This is a genomic window from Alistipes putredinis DSM 17216, from assembly GCF_000154465.1.
Lineage (GTDB): Bacteria > Bacteroidota > Bacteroidia > Bacteroidales > Rikenellaceae > Alistipes > Alistipes putredinis.
Map to the genome: position 1 here is coordinate 1 of NZ_DS499577.1, position 25,281 is coordinate 25,281.

20 protein-coding genes are annotated in these 25,281 nt (G+C 53.6%); 7 read left to right on the top strand and 13 right to left on the bottom strand.

The window, feature by feature from the left end; translation table 11 throughout:
* Positions 1 to 45 precede the first annotated feature (45 nt).
* Both ALIPUT_RS00095 and ALIPUT_RS00105 read left to right on the top strand, forming a co-directional pair.
* On the top strand, positions 46 to 3,345 hold the full coding sequence (locus tag ALIPUT_RS00095) for a BACON domain-containing protein (protein ID WP_004327484.1): 3,300 nt from the start codon (positions 46 to 48) through the stop codon (positions 3,343 to 3,345).
* Positions 3,346 to 3,833: 488 nt separating this feature from the next.
* A complete protein-coding gene (locus tag ALIPUT_RS00105; RefSeq protein ID WP_147554487.1) occupies positions 3,834 to 5,855 on the top strand; it encodes a dipeptidyl-peptidase 3 family protein in 2,022 nt (673 codons plus the stop codon).
* Positions 5,856 to 6,150: 295 nt separating this feature from the next.
* Here the strand turns inward: ALIPUT_RS00105 and ALIPUT_RS00110 are convergent, their stop codons facing one another.
* From ALIPUT_RS00110 to ALIPUT_RS00125, 4 genes are read right to left on the bottom strand one after another with little or no spacing between them, the layout of a single operon-like run.
* The gene (locus ALIPUT_RS00110) at positions 6,151 to 6,705 is read right to left on the bottom strand and encodes a PH domain-containing protein (RefSeq protein ID WP_004327491.1); all 555 of its coding nucleotides are present in this window, start codon (positions 6,703 to 6,705) and stop codon (positions 6,151 to 6,153) included.
* Positions 6,689 to 7,387, bottom strand: a complete 699-nt coding sequence (locus ALIPUT_RS00115) for a 2-C-methyl-D-erythritol 4-phosphate cytidylyltransferase (RefSeq protein WP_004327494.1) — start codon at positions 7,385 to 7,387, stop codon at positions 6,689 to 6,691. Before ALIPUT_RS00115 ends, ALIPUT_RS00110 begins: the two co-directional genes overlap by 17 nt.
* Entirely contained in the window at positions 7,363 to 7,782 is a 420-nt protein-coding gene (locus ALIPUT_RS00120; RefSeq protein ID WP_004327495.1) for a pyridoxamine 5'-phosphate oxidase family protein, read from the bottom strand. The genes ALIPUT_RS00115 and ALIPUT_RS00120 overlap by 25 nt, the downstream gene beginning before the upstream one ends.
* Positions 7,779 to 9,092 carry a M23 family metallopeptidase gene (locus tag ALIPUT_RS00125; protein WP_004327496.1) on the bottom strand — a complete coding sequence of 438 codons (1,314 nt, stop codon included), beginning with the start codon at positions 9,090 to 9,092 and terminating at the stop codon, positions 7,779 to 7,781. Before ALIPUT_RS00125 ends, ALIPUT_RS00120 begins: the two co-directional genes overlap by 4 nt.
* 216 nt (positions 9,093 to 9,308) lie before the next feature.
* Between ALIPUT_RS00125 and lpxK the strand changes: the two genes are divergently transcribed.
* The 4 genes from lpxK to ALIPUT_RS00145 all read left to right on the top strand — a co-directional run bounded on the left by lpxK (position 9,309) and on the right by ALIPUT_RS00145 (position 12,444).
* Positions 9,309 to 10,349, top strand: coding sequence for a tetraacyldisaccharide 4'-kinase (gene lpxK / locus ALIPUT_RS00130; RefSeq protein WP_004327498.1), 1,041 nt, complete (start codon positions 9,309 to 9,311; stop codon positions 10,347 to 10,349).
* Positions 10,333 to 11,139, top strand: a complete 807-nt coding sequence (locus ALIPUT_RS00135) for a purine-nucleoside phosphorylase (protein WP_004327499.1) — start codon at positions 10,333 to 10,335, stop codon at positions 11,137 to 11,139. The genes lpxK and ALIPUT_RS00135 overlap by 17 nt, the downstream gene beginning before the upstream one ends.
* 9 nt (positions 11,140 to 11,148) lie before the next feature.
* Positions 11,149 to 11,631, top strand: coding sequence for a single-stranded DNA-binding protein (locus ALIPUT_RS00140; protein WP_004327500.1), 483 nt, complete (start codon positions 11,149 to 11,151; stop codon positions 11,629 to 11,631).
* 105 nt (positions 11,632 to 11,736) lie between these two features.
* Positions 11,737 to 12,444: a CPBP family intramembrane metalloprotease gene (locus tag ALIPUT_RS00145; RefSeq protein ID WP_004327501.1), complete on the top strand. Its 708-nt coding sequence runs from the start codon at positions 11,737 to 11,739 to the stop codon at positions 12,442 to 12,444.
* A 231-nt stretch (positions 12,445 to 12,675) separates the two neighbouring features.
* Here the strand turns inward: ALIPUT_RS00145 and ALIPUT_RS00150 are convergent, their stop codons facing one another.
* The 3 genes from ALIPUT_RS00150 to ALIPUT_RS00160 all read right to left on the bottom strand — a co-directional run bounded on the left by ALIPUT_RS00150 (position 12,676) and on the right by ALIPUT_RS00160 (position 16,463).
* Positions 12,676 to 13,269 (bottom strand): hypothetical protein, encoded by a 594-nt coding sequence (locus ALIPUT_RS00150; RefSeq protein ID WP_004327502.1) that lies wholly within the window; start codon positions 13,267 to 13,269, stop codon positions 12,676 to 12,678.
* Positions 13,270 to 13,339: 70 nt separating this feature from the next.
* Positions 13,340 to 14,068 (bottom strand): SDR family NAD(P)-dependent oxidoreductase, encoded by a 729-nt coding sequence (locus ALIPUT_RS00155; protein WP_004327503.1) that lies wholly within the window; start codon positions 14,066 to 14,068, stop codon positions 13,340 to 13,342.
* Positions 14,069 to 14,303: 235 nt separating this feature from the next.
* Entirely contained in the window at positions 14,304 to 16,463 is a 2,160-nt protein-coding gene (locus tag ALIPUT_RS00160) for a hypothetical protein (protein ID WP_004327504.1), read from the bottom strand.
* 307 nt (positions 16,464 to 16,770) lie between these two features.
* Here ALIPUT_RS00160 and ALIPUT_RS00165 point away from each other — a divergent pair, with 307 nt between their 5' ends.
* Positions 16,771 to 18,072 (top strand): BACON domain-containing protein, encoded by a 1,302-nt coding sequence (locus tag ALIPUT_RS00165; protein ID WP_004327505.1) that lies wholly within the window; start codon positions 16,771 to 16,773, stop codon positions 18,070 to 18,072.
* A 376-nt stretch (positions 18,073 to 18,448) separates the two neighbouring features.
* Here ALIPUT_RS00165 and ALIPUT_RS00170 read toward each other — a convergent pair whose 3' ends face one another.
* From ALIPUT_RS00170 to ALIPUT_RS00200, 6 genes are all read right to left on the bottom strand, one after another.
* On the bottom strand, positions 18,449 to 18,883 hold the full coding sequence (locus ALIPUT_RS00170; protein ID WP_004327506.1) for a deoxycytidylate deaminase: 435 nt from the start codon (positions 18,881 to 18,883) through the stop codon (positions 18,449 to 18,451).
* A gap of 19 nt (positions 18,884 to 18,902) precedes the next feature.
* On the bottom strand, positions 18,903 to 22,196 hold the full coding sequence (gene secA, locus ALIPUT_RS00175; protein WP_004327507.1) for a preprotein translocase subunit SecA: 3,294 nt from the start codon (positions 22,194 to 22,196) through the stop codon (positions 18,903 to 18,905).
* 212 nt (positions 22,197 to 22,408) lie between these two features.
* Positions 22,409 to 23,353 carry a DMT family transporter gene (locus tag ALIPUT_RS00180; RefSeq protein ID WP_004327508.1) on the bottom strand — a complete coding sequence of 315 codons (945 nt, stop codon included), beginning with the start codon at positions 23,351 to 23,353 and terminating at the stop codon, positions 22,409 to 22,411.
* A 212-nt stretch (positions 23,354 to 23,565) separates the two neighbouring features.
* Positions 23,566 to 24,528, bottom strand: coding sequence for a DUF2851 family protein (locus ALIPUT_RS00190; RefSeq protein WP_004327510.1), 963 nt, complete (start codon positions 24,526 to 24,528; stop codon positions 23,566 to 23,568).
* Positions 24,529 to 24,531: 3 nt separating this feature from the next.
* Positions 24,532 to 24,852, bottom strand: a complete 321-nt coding sequence (locus ALIPUT_RS00195; RefSeq protein ID WP_004327511.1) for a metal-sulfur cluster assembly factor — start codon at positions 24,850 to 24,852, stop codon at positions 24,532 to 24,534.
* Positions 24,853 to 24,864: 12 nt separating this feature from the next.
* A complete protein-coding gene (locus ALIPUT_RS00200; RefSeq protein WP_004327512.1) occupies positions 24,865 to 25,281 on the bottom strand; it encodes a SufE family protein in 417 nt (138 codons plus the stop codon).

The following is a 25,281-nucleotide window of genomic DNA, read 5'->3' on the forward strand; positions in this document are numbered from 1 at the left end:
CGGTAGCGATACCGGAAGTGCTTTCACAAAAAATCATTAACCAGTATGAAAAAACTAACGCTTTTGTTGGTGTCTTTTTTCGCGGTTTTCGCTTTGGGCCTCACGGGTTGTAGCGACGACCCGGATGTGAAACAGGAGACACCAGTCATTAAGGCCTCGAATCCCGCAGACATCGCAGCCGTTGCGGGTAAGGTAACAGTACCTTACACCGTGGATTATGCCGTAGATGGTTGTTCTCTCGATGTGACGTGGGATGCGACTTGGCTGCACGATCTGTCGGTCAGTGCAGATAAATTCACTCTTCAGGCAGACGCCAATCCGGGTGCTGCGCGGGAAGCTAAACTCACGCTGACTTACCCGGAGGCAACGAGTGTGGAATTGACGGTTCGTCAGATGTCTGCTTCGGAGTCTATTTCGATCAGTCCGAAGACCTTGTCGTTCTCGTACAAGGGCGGCGAGGAGACTGTTACCGTTACCAGTTCGAAATCCTGGACGCTGGAAGGTAGCGCAGATTGGGTTGAGGCGGACAAGACGGAAGGCGAATCTGGCGAGAGCGTCGTGAAGTTTACGGTTTCTACGACCAATGAGACAGATGCGGCCAAGGAGGTGACATTCAATTTCGTAAGTGGCAGTGAGAAGGCCCCTCTCAAAATCCAGCAGAATCAGGAGGGGAAGCTCATTATCGACGAGGATTCGAAAACGATATCTGTGTCCAATACGGAGCAGAATGTAACGGTGAAACTTCAGACGAACATCGAGCCTGTGACGGCTACGATCGAGGAGGGAGTCGATTGGATCGAGGCTGTGGATACCCGCGCTATGATCGACAAGGAGTTCTCGTTCAAGGTGTTGGCGAATACGGAGGGTGGCCCGCGTGACGCGACGATTATCTTCAAGAATGCAGATGCTTCGGAGCATATCGTAATCAAGCAGGCGGGCAAGGAACTGACCTATCCTGCCGTGATTCCCGATAAGGTGCTGAAGACCTACATCATGACGAACTTCGATACGAATAAGGACGGTGAGATTTCGAAGGAAGAAGCCGAAGCGGTAAAGGCGATCGAGCTTACGGGGTCGGAGATCGCATCGATCGACGGTCTGGAATATTTCCCGAATTTGGAAACGGTCGATTTCACTACGCACCGTTTGTTAAAGGCCGATTTCTCGCAGTGTTATGCTTTGAAGGAGCTTAACCTGAGCAGCGGCGCCGGCCTTTCGTCGGTCGTGCTTCCTGCCAGCTTGGAAGAACTCTCCGTTATGTCGTGTAATAAGCTCAAAAAGATCGATCTTTCGGTTGCACCTAATTTGAAAAATCTCTATGCTTCGAGTGCTGGTTTCGTGGTCGCTCCCGATTTGAGCAAGAACACCAAGCTGGAAATCATCGGCTTCAGTTCGGCTAAATTCAGTACGATCGACGTTTCGAAGAACACGGAACTGAAGTCGCTGAATGTCGGCGGCGACGTGTTCAACAGTTTGGATGTTACGAACAATACAAAATTGACAAATTTGGCGGTAACGGGTACAATTACAACGCTCGATCTTACGAAAAGCGCACAGTTGGAAGTTCTGAATATCAGCAACACCAAGATTTCAGAGATCGACGTAACGAACTGTCCTTATCTGCGTTCGATCGACTTCGGCAGCACCCCGATCGTCGAGATCGACCTTTCGAGAAACCTGCTGCTGACTTCGGCATTGGCATATATGGCGAACTCCCTGAAAACGGTTTGGTTGAGTAAGGGGCAGACGATCGAGAGCACGTCGAATATCGAGAGCTTTATCCAATACAAGGATTATGAGGCAGGGCCGGATGCTATCGCTAACATCGAAGACGAAGCGTATAAGACTTATCTGCTGACTTTCGATAAGAACGGGGACGGTAAGCTCGACAAAACCGAGGTCGAGGCGATCACCGAGATCAATATCAAAGGTTTGGGTATTAAGTCCCTTAAAGGTGTGGAATATGTCAATTTCACGAATGTGCGGAAACTGGATTGCTCGGACAACGAGCTGACTGAGCTTCCTGTTGCCGGATTCTTCACCAATCTCGAGGAGATTGATTTTTCGAACAATCAACTGACCGGGCGAATCGAACTGAATAAATGTAAGAAGTTGCGTATTCTGAAAGGTAGCGGCAATATGCTCGAGGAGGTTGCTTTCGAAAACTCGGTATTGGAGTCTGTCGATTTGAGTAACAACCAACTGACCCGCTTCCAGTGTTCGTATAATACGAGTACTTTGAAAAGCGTAAATGTGGCGAATAATTTGTTGAGCGAGTCTTCCGGTTTCAGTTGTTCCGACAATGCGGTTCTTACGGATTGGAACGTAAGTAATAACAATCTCAAGTATGTTTATCTCCATTCGACTCCGATGTTGGAGAATTATAATGTCAGCGGAAATCCGCTTGTGGAACTTACTTTGTTTGGTGCCGGTTACGGGACAGCTTTGAAGACGCTCGATGCGAGCAATACTGCATTGTCGAGTCTGGATATTTCGGGTAATATGTCGTTGCAGTCTCTGAATGTAATGGGGTGTGCGACGCTGACCAAGATATTTGCCGGAACTCTCGACGTGGAAGCTATCAATATCGAGAAGGAGAGCTATACGATTATCGAAACGAGTACGATTGTCGATGCGATCAAAGATAATGCATTCCGTGAGTTCCTGATTGAGACCTATGGTTCCAATGGGGGTATTACGCAGGAGGAAGCTGATCGGGTTACGGATTTGGAGCTTAATGCCGACAATGCGGCGGAAGTGAAGTCTTTGGCTGGTATCGAATATTTTCGGAATTTGAAGACGCTGAAGGTGTCTGGGTTGGAGTCTTTGGATGATACGAATTTGGCTGTTGGTAATATCAATTTGACTTCGGTTGATATTTCGTTGGTGAAAGGTTTGACGGCAATCGATTGCAACGGTCTTCAGAGCCTGACGACTTTCTCCTTGGTGGTGACAGGTGCGGCCGGTACGGAGGTTGGGCCGAAGCGTGTCGAACTGGATAAATGTCCGAAGATCGAATCCGTGACGGTAAAGGATTGTCGGGCGATTGTTGCTGTGACCGTAACTGGTTGTACGGAATTGACTTCTCTGAATCTTTCCGGCTCTTATTTGGAGAAGTGGGAGAGTGAACCTAATAGTGGTAAATGGATCTATCCTTCGATAAATATCTATACCAATACAAAGTTGACAGATCCTGCTAATTTCATTCCTGCGGCTAATCTGGTCGATATTTGGGCTACTTCGGCGCAGATCGAAGCATTCCAGAAGTATTTTGAGACAAATTACAAGTGGACCGGTACTTGGCATAGTAACGATGAAATGCCGTCCGCATCGGTCGTTAGATAATTGAAGCCGTGTCGGGCATCGATGTCCAGATATGCGGAACGCTAATTGGAGTCCCGGTCGGAAAATACCGACCGGGACTTTTTTGTTCGGTTGTGGACGATATGTGGTGTGGAACGTATTTTGTCTGAAAAACGAAATAACCCGAAAGGGTTGTGTGTCGGATTGAACCAGTTGCGGTCGGTTTTATCGGAGCTGGTCGGACTGTTGGGGGACCGATGTTCCGTGTTTGCCGGGGATGAATATTTGTTTATCCTTGTCGAAGATAGGAAGCGGTTGGGCGATTTTTGTGTATAAGTCTGTACGATTGTTCTCATTTTTCTCTGTCTTCGATTTGGATCGGATAATTGGATATTTCATTGCGACAAAATGCAAATAAATTTGCTTTTGTACCCGGCTTATTCGTATCTTTGCAAAGATGCGCGAATCGAGGCCGTGTGTTTCGTTCGTGCTGTTTTGTAAAATCCCGTTAAACCGACGACCTGGTGCCTATGAAGACCCGATTGAGTGCAATTTGTTTGACTTTAACCGCAACGACGATGATTTCCTGCCATGAAAAGAAGACGGAGGATGCTCCCTGGATCCTGGACCGCTTCGACGATATTAAAATTCTCCGCTACGAGGTGCCGGGCTTTGCCGAGCTGCCTCTCCGGGAGAAAGAGTTGATCTACTACCTGGCCGAAGCCGCCAAGTGCGGCCGCGACATCATGTTCGACCAGAATTTCAAATACAACCTTCCCGTGCGCCGCACGTTGGAGGTGATTTATGAGAATTACGACGGTGACCGTACGACGCCCGAATGGAAAGCGCTGGAGAAATACCTCAAAAAAGTGTGGTTCGCCAACGGAATTCATCACCACTATTCCAACGACAAGTTCGTACCCGAATTTCCGAAGGAGTATTTCCTCGCGGTTGCCGAGTCGATCCCCGTCGAGAAGTTCGGCGACGAGCTCAATGCGCTGCGGGCTGTGGTCTGCGAGGCGATTTTCAACCCCGAACTTTATAAGACTCAACTCAATCAGGCTGAAGGTCAGGATTTGGTGGCCACTTCCGCCAACAACTATTACGAAGGCGTGACACAGGCCGAGGCCGAAGATTTCTATCGTGCCATGGCCGATCCTGCCGACCCCGAACCGGTCTCCTACGGGTTGAATTCGAAGCTCGTGAAGGATGAGGACGGAACGATCCGCGAGCGGGTGTGGAAAGTAGGCGGTATGTATTCGCCGGCGATTGAGAAGATCGTTTACTGGCTGGAGAAGGCGCAAGGCGTTGCCCAGGAGCCGCAGAAGGCGACCATCGCAGCCCTGATTGACTATTATAAGACGGGTAACCTGCACGATTTCGACCGTTATAACATCCTGTGGGTGCGGGATACCGTATCCAACGTCGATTTCGTGAACGGATTTATCGAAGATTACGGCGATCCGCTGGGACGCAAGGCGTCGTGGGAGTCGCTGGTCAACTTCATGGACAAGGAGGCCTGTCGCCGTACGGAGGTTATCTCCGAGAATGCGCAGTGGTTCGAGGATCATTCGCCTGTAGATTCCGCCTACCGGAAGAAGGTGGTCAAAGGGGTTTCGGCCAAGGTGATTACGGCAGCGATGCTGGGCGGCGACTGTTATCCTGCGACACCGATCGGTATCAATCTGCCCAATGCGGATTGGATCCGCAAGGAGCACGGTTCGAAGTCGGTGACCATCGACAACATTACCTACGCTTATGCTCAGGCGGCGCATGGCGACGGATTCCTCGAGGAGTTCATGCTGCGTCCTGAAGACCGTGAACGTATCGACAAGTACGGCAAGTTGGCCGACGATCTGCATACCGACCTGCATGAATGTTTGGGACACGGTTCCGGGCAGTTGGCTCCGGGTGTGAAGGGCGGTGAGTTGAAGAACTATACCTCGACGCTCGAGGAGGCCCGTGCCGATCTTTTCGGGCTCTACTACCTGGGCGATCCGAAAATGGTTGAATTGGGGCTGATTCCGTCGCTGGATGTGGCGTATGCGGAATATGCCCGGTATATCATGAACGGTATGATGACGCAGCTCGCACGTATCGAGCCGGGCAAGAATGTCGAGGAGGCGCACATGCGCAACCGCAAGCTGATCGCCGAATGGTGCTACGAGCAGGGGAAGCCCGACAACGTGATCGAGTGGGTCGAGCAGGATGGTAAAACGTATGTCGTGGTGAACGATTATACGAAGCTGCGCGAGCTGTTGGGTCGTATGCTCCGCGAGGTGCAGCGTATCAAGTCCGAAGGCGATTTCGAGGCCGGCAAAGCACTGGTCGAGAAATATGCCGTGACGGTCGATCCGAAGCTGCACGCCGAAGTGCTGACCCGTTACAAAGCCCTCGATATCGAGCCTTACAGCGGTTTTGTGAATCCGCAGTACGAGCTGGTGGAGAAGAACGGCAAGGTCGTGGATGTGAAGGTTTCTTATCCGAACGACTACGTGAAGCAGATGCTCGAATACAGCCGGGATTACTCCTTCCTGCCGAATCTGAATTAAGATTGAACGATACATTGAAATCAGGGGAAACTGGTACACAGTTTCCCCTGATTGTTTTTCTGCGGCGAATGGAAAATCGTAAGATGCGTTAATGTAGGCCGGATTGTCGTGTATCGTATTTCGAATTCGGAATTCGTGCGTTTATCATCCCTTAACATGCAGATACTGATATACACAACATAGCATCCTTTTGGGGAAGGTAATGAATCGAGATCCCCTTCGGGAAGAGAATTTGGGAGAGGGGGGGAGAAGTGTAGAGGCCGGTGTCTTTTGTTTTGACGTCGGAAGGTGAAAACTATCGTGTTTCCGTCGTTTCCTGGGACTGTAGCTCCTGTGCTCGTCGTTCTCGGGCGTGCGAGATGAGTTCCCGTAAGTCGTTTACGAGTTCTTCTCCCTGGGTACAGGAGACATAGATCCGATTTTCATATATATCGGTGATTTCGACGAAATTCCGCCATTCGGAAGCGTAGATTTTGACCCTTTCGAGATTTTTCAGGTCGAAATAGTGTCCGTAGAACCCGAAAAATCCGTAACCGCCGAAATAGGGCACGTAGCCTCGGAGTTCCTGCTTCTCGACTTGCCGTACGGAGGCGATCTCTTCGGGATGAAGCTCCGTGATGTCGAGCAGACAGAGGATATGCAGTCCTTCGTCGTCCACGAGGATGCGACGCGGAATGGAGAGTGACATCAGGGCGACGAGCGCCACGATGAACGAAAAGAACCAGGCCGAAAGATAGCCTCCTTCATATAGAAAGTAGAGCCCGATCCCCAGTGCGAGGAAGATCGTGAGGTAGATCGTCGTGAGCGAAAGCGTGTGGCGGCTGAAGCTGTATTTATAGATTTTCTTCACGGGATGCTCTGGATAAAAGAATTGCTTCAGCGATCGGAAGATCGTCCGCTGTCGTGATTTTCAGGTTGCCGCGCTCTCCGTGGCAGAGCGTGACCGCATGTCCCGCCCGTTCGACGACCGAGGCGTCGTCGGTGAAGTCGGGGGAGTAGTCGAGTTCATAGGCACGACGGAGCAATTCCGCGTCGAAGACCTGGGGCGTTTGTACGATTCGCAGCGTATTGCGGTCGATCGGGTGCGATCCGTCGGGTGTGAGCTGCCGCAGGGAATCGACGGCTTCGACGACCGGAATGGCCGTCCCGTGGGCCGCCGCACACTCCACGGCTTTCAAAATCAAGTCGGACGATACCAGCGGACGTACGCCGTCGTGGACCGCGATCAGTGCGACGGTTCGGGGCAGAGCGGACAGGCCGTTGCGTACCGAGTGGAACCGTTGCGGCCCGCCCGCCGTGCAGGTGTGCTTGGCTATGTCGAAACGGGCTGCCAGATTCTTCCAGAAATCGATCTGTCCTTCGGGAAGGACGACGACGATCTGCGTGCTGTGCAGCGTTCTTGCAAAGGCGTTTATCGCATGGCCCAATACCGGCAGCGATCCCAGCATGCGGAATTGTTTGGGAAGCGGACCTCCCAGGCGGCTGCCGCTCCCGCCGGCGACGATGATTACTCCTGTTCCTTGCTGTTCCATATCAGTTTCTTTCCGAATCCGAGGGTATTGTCCGTGAATTTCATGTAGGAAATCTCTACAACCCACAACGTCAGCTCGGCGAGTGCTGCGAACGGGAAGCGGCGGATATATGTTTTTCGTGCCTCTTCGTCCGCTTCCCGCACCGTTCCGCAAAGCTGGAGCCCCTGAAGTTTGCCCACTGCCTTGCTTTCGAGCGCGATGCCCAGCGCTACCTGCCGGTTCGCCTGCATCTCCTCCGCATGGCGCGTCGTCTTATCGGCCGCGAATACGAGCAGATTGCGCTCTGGGTCGTAGGCGTAAAACGCGTGCGAGCAATAGGGCTGTTCTCCGGCGACGGTCGCCAGTGTCAGGACGTGGTGTCGGCCGATGAAGCGGACAATGCGCGGGTCGATCATAATTTACTGCTGAAAACCAGGCTGTCTGCCGTTTTCGACGGGGTGAGTACGATCGAGTCGAGTTGTTTGATCTTGTCTTCTTCCTTTACCTCGCCGTCCAGTTCGGCCATAATTCGGTCGCGGACATATTCGTAAGCGGCACGGTTGGCTTTGTGAATCGGTTCGCCCGGTTCCTGCGGAATTTTCAGCGGGTCGATCGGTTTGCCGTTGCGCCAGACGCGATAGTCCAGATGCGGACCCGTCGATGCTCCGGTGCTGCCGACATAGCCGATCAACTGCCCCTGCGATACGCGGCTGCCCTGGCGAATCCCTTTGGCGTAGCCGCTCAAGTGCAGATAACCGGTCATAAACCCGTTGTTGTGTTTGATCTTGAGGGTATTGCCGCCTCCGCCGCCCCAGCCTTTGAAGATGACCGTGCCATCCGCTACGGCATGTACCGGAGTGCCTTTCGGAGCTGCGAAATCGACGCCCGTATGGGCTCGGTAGGTTTTGTAGATGGGGTGGAGCCGCGAATAGGTGAACCGGGAGCTGATGCGTGTATATTTGAGCGGCGTGATAAGCATCAGCTTGCGCAGGCTGTTGCCGTCCTGGTCCCAATAGGCGATTTTATTGCCCTGGCGGAACGGAATGGCGTAATAGGTCTTGCCGCCGTAGTTGAATTTGGCTCCCCATATACGCCCGATGCCGGCCGGTAGGGTGTCGATGTAACGCTCGTCGTAGATGACCGTGAAGTTATCTCCTTTCTGGATGCTGAAGAAACTGATCGTCGATTGATAGATGTCCTCCATTTCGGCGGCGAGAGAGGCCGGCATGCCGGCGCCTACGATCGCCTCCCAGAGCGAGGAATCGATCGTGGCAGTCTTTTTCTGGCGACGTATTTCATACTCTTTTTCGCCTTTGGTGACACTGATCGAGTCGTCGGCCAGGCTGAAAACGACATACTGGGAGATGCTCTGTTCGTACACCAGATAGTCCAGATGGGGGGCGTTGAGCGAATCTTCGTGGATGAAAGCCGTGTAGCTGCGCCCGGCCCGGATGTTGCGGAGCGGGAATACGTCTTTGGACGCTTTGTCGAGCTGATCGATCTGGGCGGCGGAAACACCGTATCGGTTCAGAATCTGACCGAGGGTTTCGCCACGGTCGATGATCTGCTGTTCGAGCCGGTAGTTGTCGGCGGGAATGCCGTATAAAAGGTTGGGTTCTATGATTTCATCGGAATTTTCTTCGGCATCCGTTGCCGTGCGGCCGCATCCTGCTAAAAAGAGCAGGCCTGCTAACAATGCGGCAGCTGGTTTCAGTTGTTTGATCATGTTAATAATTAAGGTATAAAACTGCGAACCGGGTCAAATTTTTTGGAGTCCGGTCGGGATGTATCCTGATTTTTAACGGAAGTTTTCTTCCGGTAAAGATAAGAAAAAAAACAAAATTTCCGCTGCTCTGCGGTCGGATTATCCAAGTTTTGGGGTGTTTCTTTTGTAATTCATTGAATTGTTGCTATCTTTGATTGCTATAAACCAGTATTGAGAATGTCGAATTTTTTTTTGATGCCTGTTTCTTTCCTTTATAAGTTGGGGGTCTTGTTGCGCCACCGGCTTTTCGATTGGGGGATTCTGAAACAGGAGAAGTTCGATATTCCGGTCGTCTGCATCGGCAATATCACCGTAGGCGGTACGGGCAAAACCCCGATGGCCGAGATGGTGATCGCCTACATGGCTCAAAGGCATCACGTAGCGTTGATTTCCAGAGGATACGGGCGGCGAACGAAAGGATATATTGAGGTCACTCCCGAATCGCACTACCGCGAAGTGGGGGACGAGCCGTTGCAGATCAAGCGCAAATTTCCCGATACGGTCGTGGTCGTGTGCGAGAAACGGGCAGAGGGGATCCGCCGTCTTCGGCAGGAGCATCCGGAGGTCGATCTCGTCGTGATGGACGACGGCTTCCAGCACCGTTACGTAGAGCCTAAAGTCAATATCGTCATGATCGATGCGACACGGCCCGTGCAGCATGATCGGATGTTGCCTGCGGGCAATCTGCGGGATTTGCCCGAACAGTTGCACCGGGCGCATTATTTCATCGTGACCAAATGCCCCGAGAATATGGCTCCGATCGACCGGCGCATTCTGCGCAAGGTTCTGGTTCAGGTCGCCTATCAGCGTGTTTACTTTACCCGTTTCGAAAGTTTCCGGCCTCGGCCGCTCTTCCCTGAGTTCGTGGATGAGGAACTGAATTACGGCCAGCAGGTGATCGCCATGTCGGGTATCGGCAATCCGGGACCTTTCGTGGAGGGATTGAGAAACAATTACAAGGTGATCGAGGACGTTCGTTTCGACGACCACCATGTTTACCGGGTGAAAGATATGAAATTGGTAGCGAATTTGCTGGCAAAACACCCGAAGGCGGCGATCATCATGACCGAAAAGGACGCGGTCAAGATGAGCCATCCCGAAAAGATACCGGCGGAAGTACGCAAGAGAATGTATTTCCTGCCCATCAATATTTCATTCATAGATGATTCGGAAACGGATTTTCTCCAAAAATTAGAGTGCGATGTTAGAGAGAATTAAAGAGACTGCGGCCTTCATTCAGGCACGCATCGAAAACTTCCAACCGGAAGTAGGCATTATTCTCGGTACCGGATTGGGCGATTTCGCCGACCGTATCGATGAGAAATATTCGATCGACTATAAGGAGATTCCCAATTTTCCCGTTTCGACGGTCGAGGGACATAAGGGAAAATTGATTTTCGGTTTGCTCGAAGGGCGCCGCGTAGTGGCCATGCAGGGGCGGTTCCACTATTACGAAGGTTACACCATGCAGCAGGTGACGTTCCCCGTGCGGGTGCTCAAGCTGCTCGGGATCCGCTACCTGTTCGTATCGAACGCCAGCGGCGGCGTGAATCCTTCGTTTCGGGTAGGCGATCTGATGGTCATCACCGACCACATCAACCTGATGCCCAATCCGCTGATCGGCCCCAACATGGCCGAGTTCGGCCCCCGTTTCCCAGATATGCACAACTGTTACGATCAGCACTTGATTATCCGTGCGACCCGTATTGCCGAGGAGAAGGGAATCAAGTTGCAGTACGGCGTTTACGTGGGCGGTACGGGTCCGACGTTCGAAACGCAGGCCGAATACCGTTATTTCAAGGCGATCGGCGGCGATGCCGCCGGTATGTCCACCGTGCCCGAAGTGATCGTGGCCCGGCACATGTCGATTCCCGTTTTCGGGGTATCGGTCATTACGAACTGCGGGTTGAGCGATGAGGTCGGCGACCACGAGGATGTGCAGCGTCAGGGGGCCAAAGCCGGCGTGAAGATGGCCGAGCTCTTTATGGAGATGATAAAAAACTTATAACGAGGCGATATGGTAAATAAAGTGATTTTGATCGGCAATGTAGGTGTGGATCCCGAGGTCCGCACGCTCGAAAGCGGAGCGAAAGTCGCCCGGGTTCGTCTGGCGACGACCGAACGGCTGTTCGACCGCCAGGCCAACGAAACCAAGGAACATACCGAGTGGCATACGATCACTTTGTGGCGCGGTTTGGCCGACGTAGTGGATCGCTACGTCAATAAAGGATCGCAGATTTACATCGAGGGGCGCCTGCGTACCCGCGAGTGGACGGACAAGGATAACAACAAGCGTTATACGACCGAAATTCTGGCCGACGATATGAAGTTGTTGGGACGCCGTGGGGATAACCAGTCGGCGGGAGCTCCGGCAGGCGGGTATGCCCAGCCGCAGGGACAGCCGTCCTATCAGCAGCCGGCGCAGCCTTCGTACCAGCAGCCTGCGGCCCAGACTCCCGTTACGCCTGCTGCGGACGATCCGGACGATCTCCCGTTCTGATTTTCCATACTATTACAATTGAATATCCGCCGAGACAGTCCCTGCGAAAATCGTATCGTTCTGTCCGGCGGATTTTTATTGAGTGTAAACTTAAAAAGTGAATATATGCAGCTTTTTATTTTGAATCGTACGAATGAACGGCAGACCAAGAGTGTCGGCCGCATTTTGCTGTACGCGCTGTTGTTCTTTATCGTAACCCGTATCGCCGTGATGTTGATGCTTACGGGGTGTACGGCGATTTACATGGCCAATACGGGAATCAACCCGATGCAGGGGCTTTCATTTTTCGGAAATCCGTCCGTAGCGGCTGCCGGCATGGGATGGTGGGCATTGCCGTACGTGCTGCTCGTAGCACCTTTTTTCGAAGAGTGTTGTTTTCGGCTGGGACTTTCGTTCCGGCGGTGGCAGGTAGCGGTTGGATTGGGGGCACTGACGCTCTTTTTCGTCTCGCGGTTTTTAGCGATAGCCGGGGCGCAGCATTCTTTCTGGTGGGGGCTTCCGGCAGGTATCGTTGTAGCGGGGCTGCTATATGGATTTACTACAGATGCTTTCTGGCAGGCTAAGAAGGGGTGGCTGCGTCCGATGATGTGGTGCTCGGCCGGACTCTTTGCCTTGGTGCATCTTTTCGCCATGCAGGGTCTTACCTGGTTCCTGGTGCCCTATGCGTTACTGATATGTCTGATGCTTTTCTTCGCCGGTAGCGTCATGGTTTACCTGCGGGTCAACCTGGGTTTCTTGTGGGCGGTCGGGGCGCATGCCCTGAACAATGTGCCTGCGGTGTTTATGATAACCCTTGTGCTGATGCAGTCTTAACCGTTTTTTCGAATGGAAATCGTACGGTATGCAACCCGTTACTCCGGGTTTTCGAACAGTGGCTCGACAAGCTGAGATATACCCGTTACGGATTTGCCAAATATACATGCGGCGAACTTGTCGAAATAGATCGTCGCGCGGGATTCGATAGCGTAGAGTTGGTCGAAATCGAACGAGGAAAATTCTTTTATATCCGGTGCAAGACCTGACCTCCGGCATGGATTCCGGCTTTCAGGGCATCCACTCCGCTACACCCGTCAGGGGATGTGCTTCGCGCCAGCGAACGAAATCGGGGTAGCTGCGGATGCCGTCCCGCAGGACGGCCATGTAGTATTCGATGCCTGCGATTTTTTCCGTATCGGGCGTTTCCCACTTGAGCCGCAGGATCGCCTCGCGCGTTTCATCGGTCAGGGCCGCCGAAATGCGTCGGGCCACCTCTTCGAAGTAGCCGTCGTAGCGGGAGCCTTTCTCGATATGGATCATATCCAACTGCCAGAGTTCGCCTTCCTGGTCTTCGTACCAAGCGTGCCATTCGAGGCACCGCTCTTCCGTCGCCAGCAAGTTGCCGTATTCGATTCGTTTGACGGCAGGATTGGCGGCAAGCTTCGCTAAAGCGGTAAAATCATCTTCTGGCCGGAGGACAGCCGAATAGATATGGAAGTCGATGTCCCGGTGCTTCATGAAAAGACCGGTGCTGAGCGAGCCGACCAGGTTTATTTCGGCTCCGGCGGATTCCCAGATGTCGATGATGCCGGTATCTCGGATGATCCGTCGGGCTTTCTCTGTGTTGCGGGCGGCGATGGCAGCGATTTGTTGGGATGTCATTGGGGAAATTTTAGAGGTGGATAGCTGTGGCGGGAGCATGGGGTGTCGGGAGAAATCTTGCTGACGGGCCTTATTTCGTGCGGATCGGCAGCCGCTCCCAGAGCCATTCGGGAATCAGCCTCCAGAAAAATACCAGCACGGCGTAACGGCGGTCGATGACGATGCGCCGTTTCCGTTGTTCCAGCGCCCGGACGATTCGTGTGGCGACTTTTTCGGGGCGCATCAGCATCGGGTATTTCCCTTCGCGCAGCAGGGGTGTGTCCACGAATCCGGGCCGGATGTCGGTGATTCGGATGTCGAGCCGCTGCATCCGTGAGAGTTGTGCCAATGCGTCGAGATAGGTGTTCTGGTAGCGTTTGCTGGCGGAGTAAGCCGCCGCTGCGCCGAGGCCTTTGGTCCCGGCGATCGAACTGATCGCTGCCAGATGTCCTCCGCCCTGCTTGCGGAAATAGTCGAAAGCCGTGTCCATGATGCGCGTGAACCCTACGGTATTAGTTTCCGCCGTTGCGATTTCCCGTGCGGCGTCGAGCTGCGGGTTGTTGTAGCCGATGCCCGCGCAATGCAGCAGCAGGTCGCAGCCGCCCAGATCGGCAATCAGCCGCAGCAGCAGCTCTTCCGCTTCCGGGGCCGTGATGTCGATCGAACGTATTTTTACCCGGTCCGGCGCCGCAGCCCGAAGTGCTTCGAGGTTTTCCGTGCGGCGACCTGCGGCCCCGACTTGCCAGCCGGCGGCGATATACAGTTTGGCGATCTCCAGTCCGATGCCGGAAGTGGCCCCGAGGATGACGATTCGATTCATGGGGATAATCGATGAATTTTTACAATTAAAGACAGTGTGAGCCGAGAAGAAAACGGGGGATTTGCAGTTTTCAGGGGCGTGTTCTTATCCTTTACAAAGATAGTACGATTCGTCGGATTTTGCGATTTTATATAAATATATATTGTATATGTATTGATCGTTAATACAGAAAATAAAACAGTTCGTCTGGCGAACCCGCCAGACGAACTGTCCAATATTATGTTCTATACAACAATTACATATAGAAAGGCCGAACGTATGATACATTGTAAGACGGTGCGTATGGCTTGGGTTCGGCAACCTTCACTTCGGCCTTGACAGTCTTTGCGACAGGAACCTTTGCTTCAAAACTCTTGGCATTGAGTGTAAGACCCGTATTCTTGCCGATCACATCGGACTTGGGGAGTGCGAAAGAACTCTTTGATGTTGCGTTGATCTGCTCAACAAGATCGATCAAATCCTGAATGTCACCCTTGTTCTCTGCGGTTGCGAGAGTGGAGAGACGACCAAAAGTACCCGGGTTGCCATCGTTGTCTTCTGCATAGACAAATGCTGTCTGCGGCTCCTCCCAATTAACAACATAGAATGAGTACGGCTGTGACTGATCGATCTCCAGCCAACTTGCTTTCAACTGACTCCAAAGGGATGCATCGGGGTATTGATCGACATCTGTCATTTCGCCCCACCACATTACAGCAGATAGTTTCCGTGCACCATCGAAACCGCTATACTTGACGACAGTGATAGCCTTACCTCTCGTTGCGTCTGGTTGTCCGAAGATTTGACCGGCCTCGTCGTCACCTGACCAGTAGCCGATAAGCTCGACGGAAGGATTGATGTTGCCGAGTTTGCCGGTAGTTGTGATGTTTTCGAACTTGTGAATTTTGACAACATGGCCTGTTTCAACAGAGAGCGCTGCTACAAAGCCGGAGCAAGCAGTTTCAGGAGTCAATCCTGAAGCATCGGCAAGGAAAACACCTTTATAGTAATATGTACTAAGAACTTGAGCAACAGTAGTGTTAGGATCAAACATCTGTGACGTTGCGAACATCTCATCGAAACCTGCGTTTATATCTGCGGTAAGTTGGTCAAAATCAAGAGTCTTAAACTCTTCTGTTGGCATGAATTTCACCGTATAGTATGTGGTAGTCTCGGATGGTGTTACCTCTGCAGAGAAACCATAAGGGGAAATGTCGGAAGCAGTTATCTGGAAGGTGGTCGATTCCGGATCCGGAGCCGCAAGGGAGCGGAAAGTCTCCATCACAGGCTCTGTAGTTACACCGCCGGCATAGCCGAAGGCAATGACGTAGTAGTAGGTGTCGGCAGCATCGAGTTTGTATTTATACGGGCTGCCGGGGCCGCCCGTGTAATCCTGAACGCCTTTATATAGCATGGCTCCGTTGTTCATAAAGTTGCCATACTGTGCTACGATGTCGTTCATAACCTCCGTAGCTGTCTTCTTCCCATCCCACGGAGCCACCATCCAGCAGAAGGTAGCGGTTTCATCTGTCGGAACGATCTTGATAGCGGCATTCATAGCCTCGACCTCACCAACGGTAATTTCGAAAGTAAAATCTTGGGCCTGGGCATTACCGGTGGTATAGGTGGTTGTAGTAACATCGGTAGCGATGGTCACCTGACCTTCCGGAGTTATGATAAAGCCTGCGATTTGGTTGATATACTCCGTGTTGGCGGTAAGTCCCTTGCCTTCGAGTTCCAAAGCCCCCTTGTGGAAGATCGCATTCATAATTTCAGTATCCGACATGCCTTGCTGACGCCGGGCTTCGATTTCCTGCTGGAGACAGAAGAGCATGAATTGCCGTGTTTCCATCTTGTATTGACCGGCAGGATCGGTGTATGTGTCGTAAGTGGCTTTGGGAAGAGTGGTGAAGTACCACACGTCATCGTTGTTCGAAGGGATGATTTTGAATGTTGCAGAGTTGCCGTCCACAGTCGTCTTAACCTCGAATGTTATGTTGAGATCCTGGAACTCTTCAGTCGTAACGTCTTTCTTAACTACGTCAGAGTTAGCCTTATATCCGTTGGCCGGATCTACTCCGAACAGGATGATGTAGTATTTGGACGCCGGGGACAGATTCGAGAACTTGCCATCGGTGATAGCCCCCTTATCAACGATTTCCGGCATATACTCTGCTAAAGTCTTGCCCTGTGCGCCGGCTTCAGCCTTAAGCTCCTCCAAGATGGCCTCCACGAGAAATTCATCGCGAGTAAACGACTCGACTGTTTTGGCATCGGCCAATATGCACAGGTACTCGGCCTTAAGGTCGGAGGGAGTTACAGTGTAGGCAATGGAGGATGAGGTAATCTCGCCAACCGTTACCTCGAAAGTCAAATTACCACCATCGTGGGGGGGGGGAAATTCGCTCTTCATCATTACAAGCGGCAAACGATAGTGCGAATACCATCATAAGCGCCATCAACAAATTAAATTTTTTCATACGTGTTTTGGTTAAGGTTTGTAAATAAGGTTCTAATGATTAGGTGTTGTATCGTATTTTCCACACCTCCTGAAAATTTTCCGCAGCACATTTTCACTAATAGTACAATCTTTATAAAGTAAAAATACATCTATTTTTTCTTTTATACAAGTTTTTTTTGAAAAATTACCCTCCTTGAAATTTAAAAAAAATGCTATCTTTGTGTGAATTTTGGAAATGGGGTATTTTTTAATTTAGTCGAAGATGAAACTGAAATTTTTGTTCTGTGCAGCGGCGGCTTTTCTGTCGGCCGGGTGTAACGATGAGGACGGTAGCGGCGATTTCGGAAATTTGAAATTTCCCGATACCGGGGAGTTGGATCAGACTTTTAAGGCCGATCAGACGAGTAGCAGGCTGACTTTCGAAGTGGCGGAGGCGTGGACCTCGGAGGTTGTGTACGGCGATTCGCGTGCTGACGAGACGACCGGGTGGGTAAGTCTTTCGCCCGATCACGGCGGGGCGGGACGCGTGACTGTCGAGATTGCATTGACCCCTAACGATACGGGTGAGGAGCGCTCGGCTTCGATCGTCATCCGCTGTGGAGAGAATCGTGTCGAGGTTTCGGTCCGGCAGCAGGCGGCAGGCGGGGAGGACCCGTCGCCCGAACCCGATCCGTCGCCTGAACCGAAACCGGGGCGACGGATCGTGGCGTTCGATTCGTTCTCCGATAATGGGGACGAACCCGGCGGGGAGCTGCATCATGATTTCCGCTGTAATATCGAGTACGACACCGAGGGGCGTGTTGCCCGTGTCGTGATCGACGATTCGCCGGAAACCGGTGCCGGCGAGATGGAAACGCCGATCGAGTTTACTTACCTGGATGCGACGACGATGAAGGTCGTGGCCCGTGACGACGATTTCGAAGAGGTTTATACCGTTACGCTCGATGCGGCGGGTCGGGCCGTAAAGGTGGTGAGCGAGGGCGAGTCGGTAGTCTGGACTACTTCTTACGATGCGGCGGGTTATGCCCAATCGTGCGTGATAGAGGACCCGACGAAAACCTCCTACGATTTCCGCCCCCGGGCCGATTTCACCTGGAGCGGCGGTAATCTGATGCAGACGGTCGTACCGGCCGTTGCTGGGAGCGGGATGGAGGACTATGTGTACGATTTCGCCTACTCCGACCTCTCGAACGATCCGGAGCGGTTGAGCATAGACCTCAATGCGTTCTTCGGAGCCGTGCCTACCGATCCCGAGGACGACGGTGTCTGCGGTATCTTGGCGCTCGCGGGACTGATGGGGGAGCGGAGTGCGTTTTTGACCACCTCCTCGGCCGATGAGTACGACGTACCGGGGATGCCGGATGATCCCCAAAGCGAGTACCGTTATGTTTCCGAAGGCAGTGCGCTGCCGATGGTCTGGACCTGCGACGGCGAGGGTTATCCCGTTCGGGCCGATGCCACCTATGAGCTGCGGGTTTATAAGGAACACAAAGTGACGGGCGAACGTACCCTGGTGCGTACTACCTCCTATCGTAGCCGTTACGAAGTTCTTTATGCGGAGTAGTCTGCATGGAGTAAGGGGCGGAACGGGATATTCGAACAGGTAAGCCGCCTTGTTATTCCCGGTATTGTGGTTCGGGCGTTTGTTTCGGATTCGCTCTTCTTACTCTGAATCGTTCTGTATCTTAAATGGGAGGTGTCCTGTTATTTCATCGGACACATCCCATTTTTGTTCGGGGTGCTGTAGGGTAGATGCACGGCGTTCGTTCCTGGGATGTTGGCCGATGCCGACGGAACGGCGACCCGCTTGTTTTGGAAATAGTCGATTGGCCGAGCGGCGCTTCGGGAGATTCTCGAAGATACGATTCCCATGATGTGAAAGTGTCTATGAAAAAGGAGCGCAATGATTATTGCGCTCCTTTTTTCGTAACGATTCGGACCTATGCTTCGAATTCGATCTGTACGCATTCGATGCCGACCCGGCGCAGCAGGTCGAGTCCCTCTTCGGAGCGGTAATCGTCGCTGTAAACCACCCGTCGGATACCGGCCTGAATAATCAGTTTCGAACATTCGATACAAGGGGCGGCGGTGATGTAGAGCGTCGAGCCGTCGCAGTTGTTGGCGCTTTTGGCCACCTTGGTAATGGCGTTGGCTTCGGCGTGCAGGACATAGGATTTGGTCTTACCCGTTTCGTCCTCGCAGATATTCTCGAAGCCGGCCGGCGTGCCGTTGTAGCCGTCCGAGATGATCATCTTGTCTTTGACGATCAGCGCCCCGACCTTGCGGCGCACGCAGTAGGAGTTTTCCGCCCAGATGCGTGCCATGCGCAGGTAGCGCATGTCGAGCTGGTGTTGTTTCTCTTCCTTGTAACCCATCGTCGGTCCGTTTTTGCGGTTATAAACCTTTGCCGTGACAGTTCTTGTATTTTTTGCCGCTGCCGCAGGGACAGGGATCGTTGCGGCCGGCTTTTTTCTCGACATGCACGGGCATCGGCTTCTGTTTTTCGGCCTGTCCCGCCTGTGCCGCAGCCTGCATGCGCGAAGCCTGCAACTTATTGACATCGACTTTGGCTCGCTCCTGGCGTTCGCGCTGTACGTTCTCGGCCGTATTCTCCCGTACCGGGATGTAGGCCTTGTTGAGGGTGCTCAATACGTCGGCATTGACTTTGTTGAGCATTTTCGAGAAGAGTTGGAACGACTCGAGTTTGTAGATCAGCAGCGGGTCTTTCTGTTCGTAGGTGGCGTTCTGCACGCTCTGGCGCAGGTCGTCCATTTCGCGCAGGTGCTCGCGCCATGCGTCGTCGATCGTGGTGAACATCACCACCTTGGAGAATACCTTGAAGATCTCCTCCCCGTCCGAATCCTTGCAGCGCTGCAGGTTCACCGGGACGTTGTAGCCCAGGTGTCCGTCCGTGATGGGGAAGTAGATATTGGTGTCCAGCTGGCCTTTGCGGTCTTCATAAACACGCTCCATAACGGGGCGTACCATATCGGCGATCGCCTTCATCCGGCGAGTATAGGCGCCCTGCAGGTCGGCAACGATCAGTTCGATCAGCTCGCGGGGCTTGGCTTTTTCGTACGCCGCCTCGTCGAACGAAGGCTGGATGGCCGCTTCGCGGATCATTTCGATACGGAAATCGTCGAATTCGACGCCTTCGTGATTCTCCACGAACGTCGTGGCGAAGTCGTACATGATGTTGTTCAGGTCGATCTCGATCCGTTCGCCGTAGAGGGCATGGCGGCGGCGCGTGTAGATCACCTCGCGTTGCGAGTTCATCACGTCGTCGTATTCCAGCAGGCGTTTGCGGATGCCGAAGTTGTTCTCCTCGACCTTCTTCTGTGCGCGTTCGATGGCTTTGGTCATCAGGCCTGCCTGGATCACTTCGCCCTCCTTGAGGCCCATGCGGTCCATCATCGAGGCGATACGGCCCGAGCCGAACAGACGCATCAGGTCGTCTTCGAGCGATACGAAGAATTGCGACGATCCGGGGTCGCCCTGACGCCCGGCACGTCCGCGCAACTGACGGTCCACGCGGCGGCTTTCGTGCCGCTCGGTGCCGATGATGGCAAGACCGCCCGCCTGTTTCACTTCGGGTGTCAGCTTGATGTCGGTACCGCGGCCGGCCATGTTGGTGGCGATGGTCACCTGGCCCGAACGTCCGGCCTCGGCGACGATCTGCGCTTCCAACTGGTGCTGTTTGGCGTTCAGTACGTTATGTTTGATGCCGCGCAGCTTGAGCATGCGGCTCAAAAGTTCCGATATTTCGACCGAGGTGGTACCCACGAGCACCGGACGGCCCTGTTCGACGAGTTTGACGATCTCCTCGATCACGGCGTTGTATTTCTCGCGCTTGGTCTTGTAAACCAGGTCCTGACGGTCGTCGCGGATGACCTTGCGGTTGGTCGGGATGACCACGACATCCAACTTGTAGATACTCCAGAACTCCGATGCCTCGGTTTCGGCCGTACCGGTCATACCGGCCAGCTTGTGGTACATGCGGAAGTAGTTCTGCAGCGTGATGGTAGCGAAGGTCTGCGTCGCGGCTTCGACCTTGACGCGCTCCTTGGCTTCGATGGCCTGATGCAGCCCGTCCGAATAGCGCCGGCCGTCCAAAATACGGCCCGTCTGCTCATCGACGATCTTCACCTTGTTGTCCATCACCACGTATTCGACATCTTTCTCGAACATCGCGTATGCTTTCAGCAACTGGATGACCGTATGCACGCGCTCGGCTTTGACGGCGTAGTCGTTGATTACGGCATCGCGCTTCTGGGCCTTTTCCTCCGGAGTAATCTCCTCCTTCTCGATCTCGGCGATGCGGGCCCCGATGTCGGGCAGGACGAAGAAGCCCTCCTCGTTGAAATATTTCGACAGGGCTTCGTGGCCTTTGTCGGTGAGTTCCACCGAGTTCATCTTCTCGTCGATGACGAAGTAGAGGTCGTCGGTAATCTCCGGCATGCGGCGGTTGTTGTCCTGCATGTAGATATTTTCGGTCTTTTGCATCTGGGCCTTGATACCCTGTTCGGAGAGGAACTTGATCAGCGGTTTGTACTTGGGAAGACCTTTGTGGCTGCGGTAGAGCTTGATGCCGCCCTCTTCGTTCTTGCCTTCGCCGAGCAGCTGGCGGGATTCCGCGAGCAGGTTGGTCACCAGGTTTTTCTGGAGGTTGTAGAGGTGCTCGATGGCCGGGCGATACTGTTCGAAGAGCTGGTCGTCGCCTTTGGGGACGGGACCCGAAATGATCAGCGGGGTGCGGGCGTCGTCGATTAGCACGGAATCGACCTCATCGACGATGGCGTAGTGGTGCTTGCGCTGCACCAGGTCCTTGGGCGACGAAGCCATGTTGTCGCGCAGGTAGTCGAAGCCGTATTCGTTGTTGGTGCCGAAGGTGATGTCGGCCATGTAAGCCTTGCGTCGGGCGTCCGAGTTGGGCTGATGGCGGTCGATGCAATCGACCGTCAGACCGTGGAACTGGTACATCGGCCCCATCCATTCGGAGTCGCGGCGTGCCAGATAGTCGTTCACGGTCACCATGTGGACGCCTTTGCCGGCGAGTGCGTTCAGGAACACGGGGAGGGTAGCCACCAGGGTTTTGCCTTCGCCCGTCGCCATCTCGGCGATCTTGCCTTTGTGGAGCACCACGCCGCCGAAGAGCTGCACATCGTAATGGATCATATCCCAGCGGACGTCGTTGCCGCCGGCGAGCCAGTGCGTCGCATAGATCGCCTTGTCGCCCTCGATTTTGACGAAGTCCTTGGTGGCGGCCAGCTCCCGGTCGAAATCGTTGGCCGTGACTTCGACCGTTTCGTTCTGGGCGAAGCGGCGGGCCGTATCCTTCATGATGGCGAAAGCTTCGGGCAGGAGTTCGTCGAGTTTCTGTTCGATCTTCTCGTCGATGCGTTTTACCGTTTCGTCGATCTCCTTGGAGATTTTCTCCTTGTCGGAAAGCGACGTGTCGGGCAGCTCGAGACGGGCTTTCAGCTCGACGATACGGGCTTCGTCCGCAGCGATGAAGTTGGCGATCTGTTTTTTCAGGTTACTGCTGTGGGCACGCAGTTCGTCGTTCGAAAGCGCCTCGATCGTCGGATAAACGGCTTTGATTTTTACGAGATAAGGTTCTACTTCTTTGCGATCTTTGTCGGCTTTGGATCCGAAAAAAAGCTTGATTAAACTGGCGGCTATGTCCATATTTTCGATGTTGTTATTTCGTGTGGAAATTAAATCTGTCAAAGATATTCATTATTTCGGAAAATACAATACGAATTTGCCTCGAATAAGGCGGATTTTTCATTCGCTATCGGCGTCCGGGAGGGTCGCCTCGGCATATTCCGGACGGAAGGGCCGATATTTCCGGGAATCTTCGCCGTTTCCTGGGCGCTGCGTGTGCGGCGTGCGGGATTCTATTGTCGTTTCCGGGGGCTTTCCGGCTGTAAGCGGGACTTCTCCGCATCGGCCCGGCTGCGGCTTGTCGTCACCAGATAGACACCGCTGAAAATCAGCAATACGGAGCAGATTTTGGTCGGATCGAATGTTTCCATTCCCCAACATACGGCCACTAATGTAGCGACCAGCGGCTGGATGTAGTTGTACATGCCGGCGACGGTCGGACGCAGGTTTTTTTGTCCGACGATGATCAGCATGTAACTCAGAAACGTGCTGCCGACGACGATGAATGCCAGGGAGCCGATCGCTGCTGCGGAAAGGGCCTGCCAATCGGTCGAAAGCAGGTCGCGGCCGGTGAAGGGCAGGATACAGAGCGTGGCGAAAGTGAACATCCATTTCATGATGGTCGTGAGCGAGTAACGGGTGACGAAATTCTTGTATAACACGAAGTAGAGTGCGTAACTCAACTGCGCGAACAGGACCAGCAGGTCGCCCGCGACGGAGTGCCCTCCGGCACTGTCCGTATTTCCGCTGCCGAGGACCAACAGCAAGGCTCCCGAGGCTCCGGCGGCGATGCCGAGTACCTTTTTCGCGGTGATCGGTTCCTTGAGGAAAATTGCGGCGAGAATCATCGCCCACAACGGCATGCTCGTGGTGATGATCGAGGCGTTTACGGGCGAAGTCATGCCCACGCCCAGGATGAAGCTGCCCTGGTTGAGGACCACGCCCAGCAGCGATGCACCGAAGAGTTTGGCCAGGTCTTTCGGCGGTACGTGTTCGGACTTTCGGAAGAATGAAAGGATCCAGAACAGGATCATGGCGCCCACGATCCGCAGGTCGGTGACAGCCAGCGGTGTAACGATACCGCCGAGCATTACGAATTTGGCGACGGGGGACATCAGCCCCCAAATAGCGTTGGCGCCGAACATGGCGCCATGTCCTTTCCAGTTGATCGTCTGCATGATTTTTACGGTAATTCGCCGGTCCCGGGACCGTTGCGAATCGGATTTTTTTGACAGTTGTTTTTTTATCCCCGCCGTCAGCTTTTCGGATTTTGAAATCCGACCGTCGTTATTCGCAGGCCGGGCTTTTTCCCAAATGATTTCCTTTGAAAAATCAGGACTGCCGGCAAAAGCGGAACAGATGGCTGCCGGTGGGAAGCGTATCCTCCCGATTATTGCGATCGGGTGATTTTATCGATGATCCGCCGCGCGACGGGACAACATTCGCAACGTTGTGCGGCGCAATATTCCCTCGACAGTTGGATCAACCCCTGCGTGTCGAATGCGTTGCGGGGATTGACTCCGGCTGCGATCCACGGCCTCGTGTATTTGTTCTCTTCGGCGGGAATACATTCCAGCAGGGCGATAGCCCGGTCGCGGAGTTCTTCGTTCTGGATGTAGGAGCCGTAAACGTATTGCAGGATGCTGACCACGTTGATACCGAAGACATCCGTTTTGTGCTGTCCGACCCGTTTGGGGTTCTCCTCCGGTCCTTCCGGGGTCTGTCTGGCTCCGGACCAGTAGGGCGACGCTTCGGTACGGAACAGGCGGTTCACCTCCTGGCGGGTACGGCAGGCCAGCAGTTGTTCGAAAACGAAATCATGCTGCGAGAGAAACGAGGCCAGTTGCGCGATGCGCAGCCGCGGAAGGTTGCCCGGTCGGATATTGGCCGTTTTCCATGCCGAAGGGTCTATCGGTTCGATGTCGTATCGTGCACGGAAGTAGGCGAAGTCATCGCGCAGGCGACGGATGTAGTCGTCCGGGCGAAAGGTGTCGAGCAGTCCCGAGGTGCCGAACAGCAGGGCTTCGATCCGAGGCAGCGAACGTCTTTCCCGAAGCACCATCGTATAAGTAGCACGCCGGGCGAGCTCCGTATAGGTGTCCTGATTGGAGAGGTCGCCGATGTAGCGGAACAGCAGCGTGTAGAAGGTCTGGTTCCAGTTCTGCCCCGAAATGCGGTAGATTTCTGCGGCTGCATCGTATTTGCGCCGGAGCCGGTCGTACACCAGCCCGGTCAGCAGGTCTGCGAGGTGCAGCGGATCGAGCGTCGTGAGGAATCCGGCGCAGGCATGGCCGGCGGCTCCGGTTCGGAGCCGTTCCAGGATCTCTGCCGTTTGGTCCGCGCGGGGTTCCACCGGTTACAACATGTTGAGTTCGAGCAGCGCCTCTTCGGACATCATGCTCTTGTCCCATACGGGATCGAACGTGAGGATGACATTGACGCTCTTCACGCCCTTGACTTTGGCGACCTGTTGATTGACGTCTTCGACCAGCATGTCCGCCATCGGACAGTTGGGGGCGGTGAGGGTCATGCGGATATTCGCCACACCGTCCGGTTCGTAGTCTATTTCGTAGATCAGCCCAAGGTCGTAGATATTGACCGGGATTTCGGGGTCGTAGATATTCTTGAGCGTGGCGACGATATCTTTTTCTACCTGTAAAATCTCTTCTGGTGTCATGTTGCGTAAGAGTTATTTTTTTGAAAAAGCGAGCGCATAGAGCCGCATCTGCTTGACCATGGCCAGCAAACCGTTGCTCCGCGTGGGGGAGAGGTTGGCGCTCAGGCCGATGGCGTCGATGAAATAGAGGTCCGTGTCGAGTATCTCCTGCGGTGTCCGACCGCCCAGCACCCGGATAAGCAGTGCGATGATTCCTTTGGTGATGATCGCGTCGCTGTCGGCCGTGAACCAGACTTTGCCGTCTTCGTAACGGGCGTCGATCCAAACCCGCGACTGGCAGCCCTGGATCAGGTACTGATCCGTGCGGTGCTCGGGTGCGATGGCCGGGAGCGTGTCGCTCAATCCGATCAGGTATTCGTATTTGTCGAGCCATTCATCGAATACCGAAAATTCTTCGATGATCTCGTCTTGTCGTTTGTCGTTTGCCAT

Coding starts and splice junctions, on each gene's coding strand:
- secA (WP_004327507.1), bottom strand. CDS start 22,196: ATGGACATAGCCGCCAGTTTAATCAAGCTTTTTTTCGGATCCAAAGCC.
- ALIPUT_RS00135 (WP_004327499.1), top strand. CDS start 10,333: ATGTTAGAGAGAATTAAAGAGACTGCGGCCTTCATTCAGGCACGCATC.
- lpxK (WP_004327498.1), top strand. CDS start 9,309: ATGTCGAATTTTTTTTTGATGCCTGTTTCTTTCCTTTATAAGTTGGGG.
- ALIPUT_RS00180 (WP_004327508.1), bottom strand. CDS start 23,353: ATGCAGACGATCAACTGGAAAGGACATGGCGCCATGTTCGGCGCCAAC.
- ALIPUT_RS00145 (WP_004327501.1), top strand. CDS start 11,737: ATGCAGCTTTTTATTTTGAATCGTACGAATGAACGGCAGACCAAGAGT.
- ALIPUT_RS00140 (WP_004327500.1), top strand. CDS start 11,149: ATGGTAAATAAAGTGATTTTGATCGGCAATGTAGGTGTGGATCCCGAG.
- ALIPUT_RS00125 (WP_004327496.1), bottom strand. CDS start 9,092: ATGATCAAACAACTGAAACCAGCTGCCGCATTGTTAGCAGGCCTGCTC.
- ALIPUT_RS00155 (WP_004327503.1), bottom strand. CDS start 14,068: ATGAATCGAATCGTCATCCTCGGGGCCACTTCCGGCATCGGACTGGAG.
- ALIPUT_RS00200 (WP_004327512.1), bottom strand. CDS start 25,281: ATGGCAAACGACAAACGACAAGACGAGATCATCGAAGAATTTTCGGTA.
- ALIPUT_RS00105 (WP_147554487.1), top strand. CDS start 3,834: ATGAAGACCCGATTGAGTGCAATTTGTTTGACTTTAACCGCAACGACG.
- ALIPUT_RS00170 (WP_004327506.1), bottom strand. CDS start 18,883: ATGGGTTACAAGGAAGAGAAACAACACCAGCTCGACATGCGCTACCTG.
- ALIPUT_RS00160 (WP_004327504.1), bottom strand. CDS start 16,463: ATGATGAAGAGCGAATTTCCCCCCCCCCACGATGGTGGTAATTTGACT.
- ALIPUT_RS00150 (WP_004327502.1), bottom strand. CDS start 13,269: ATGACATCCCAACAAATCGCTGCCATCGCCGCCCGCAACACAGAGAAA.
- ALIPUT_RS00120 (WP_004327495.1), bottom strand. CDS start 7,782: ATGATCGACCCGCGCATTGTCCGCTTCATCGGCCGACACCACGTCCTG.
- ALIPUT_RS00115 (WP_004327494.1), bottom strand. CDS start 7,387: ATGGAACAGCAAGGAACAGGAGTAATCATCGTCGCCGGCGGGAGCGGC.
- ALIPUT_RS00195 (WP_004327511.1), bottom strand. CDS start 24,852: ATGACACCAGAAGAGATTTTACAGGTAGAAAAAGATATCGTCGCCACG.
- ALIPUT_RS00095 (WP_004327484.1), top strand. CDS start 46: ATGAAAAAACTAACGCTTTTGTTGGTGTCTTTTTTCGCGGTTTTCGCT.
- ALIPUT_RS00165 (WP_004327505.1), top strand. CDS start 16,771: ATGAAACTGAAATTTTTGTTCTGTGCAGCGGCGGCTTTTCTGTCGGCC.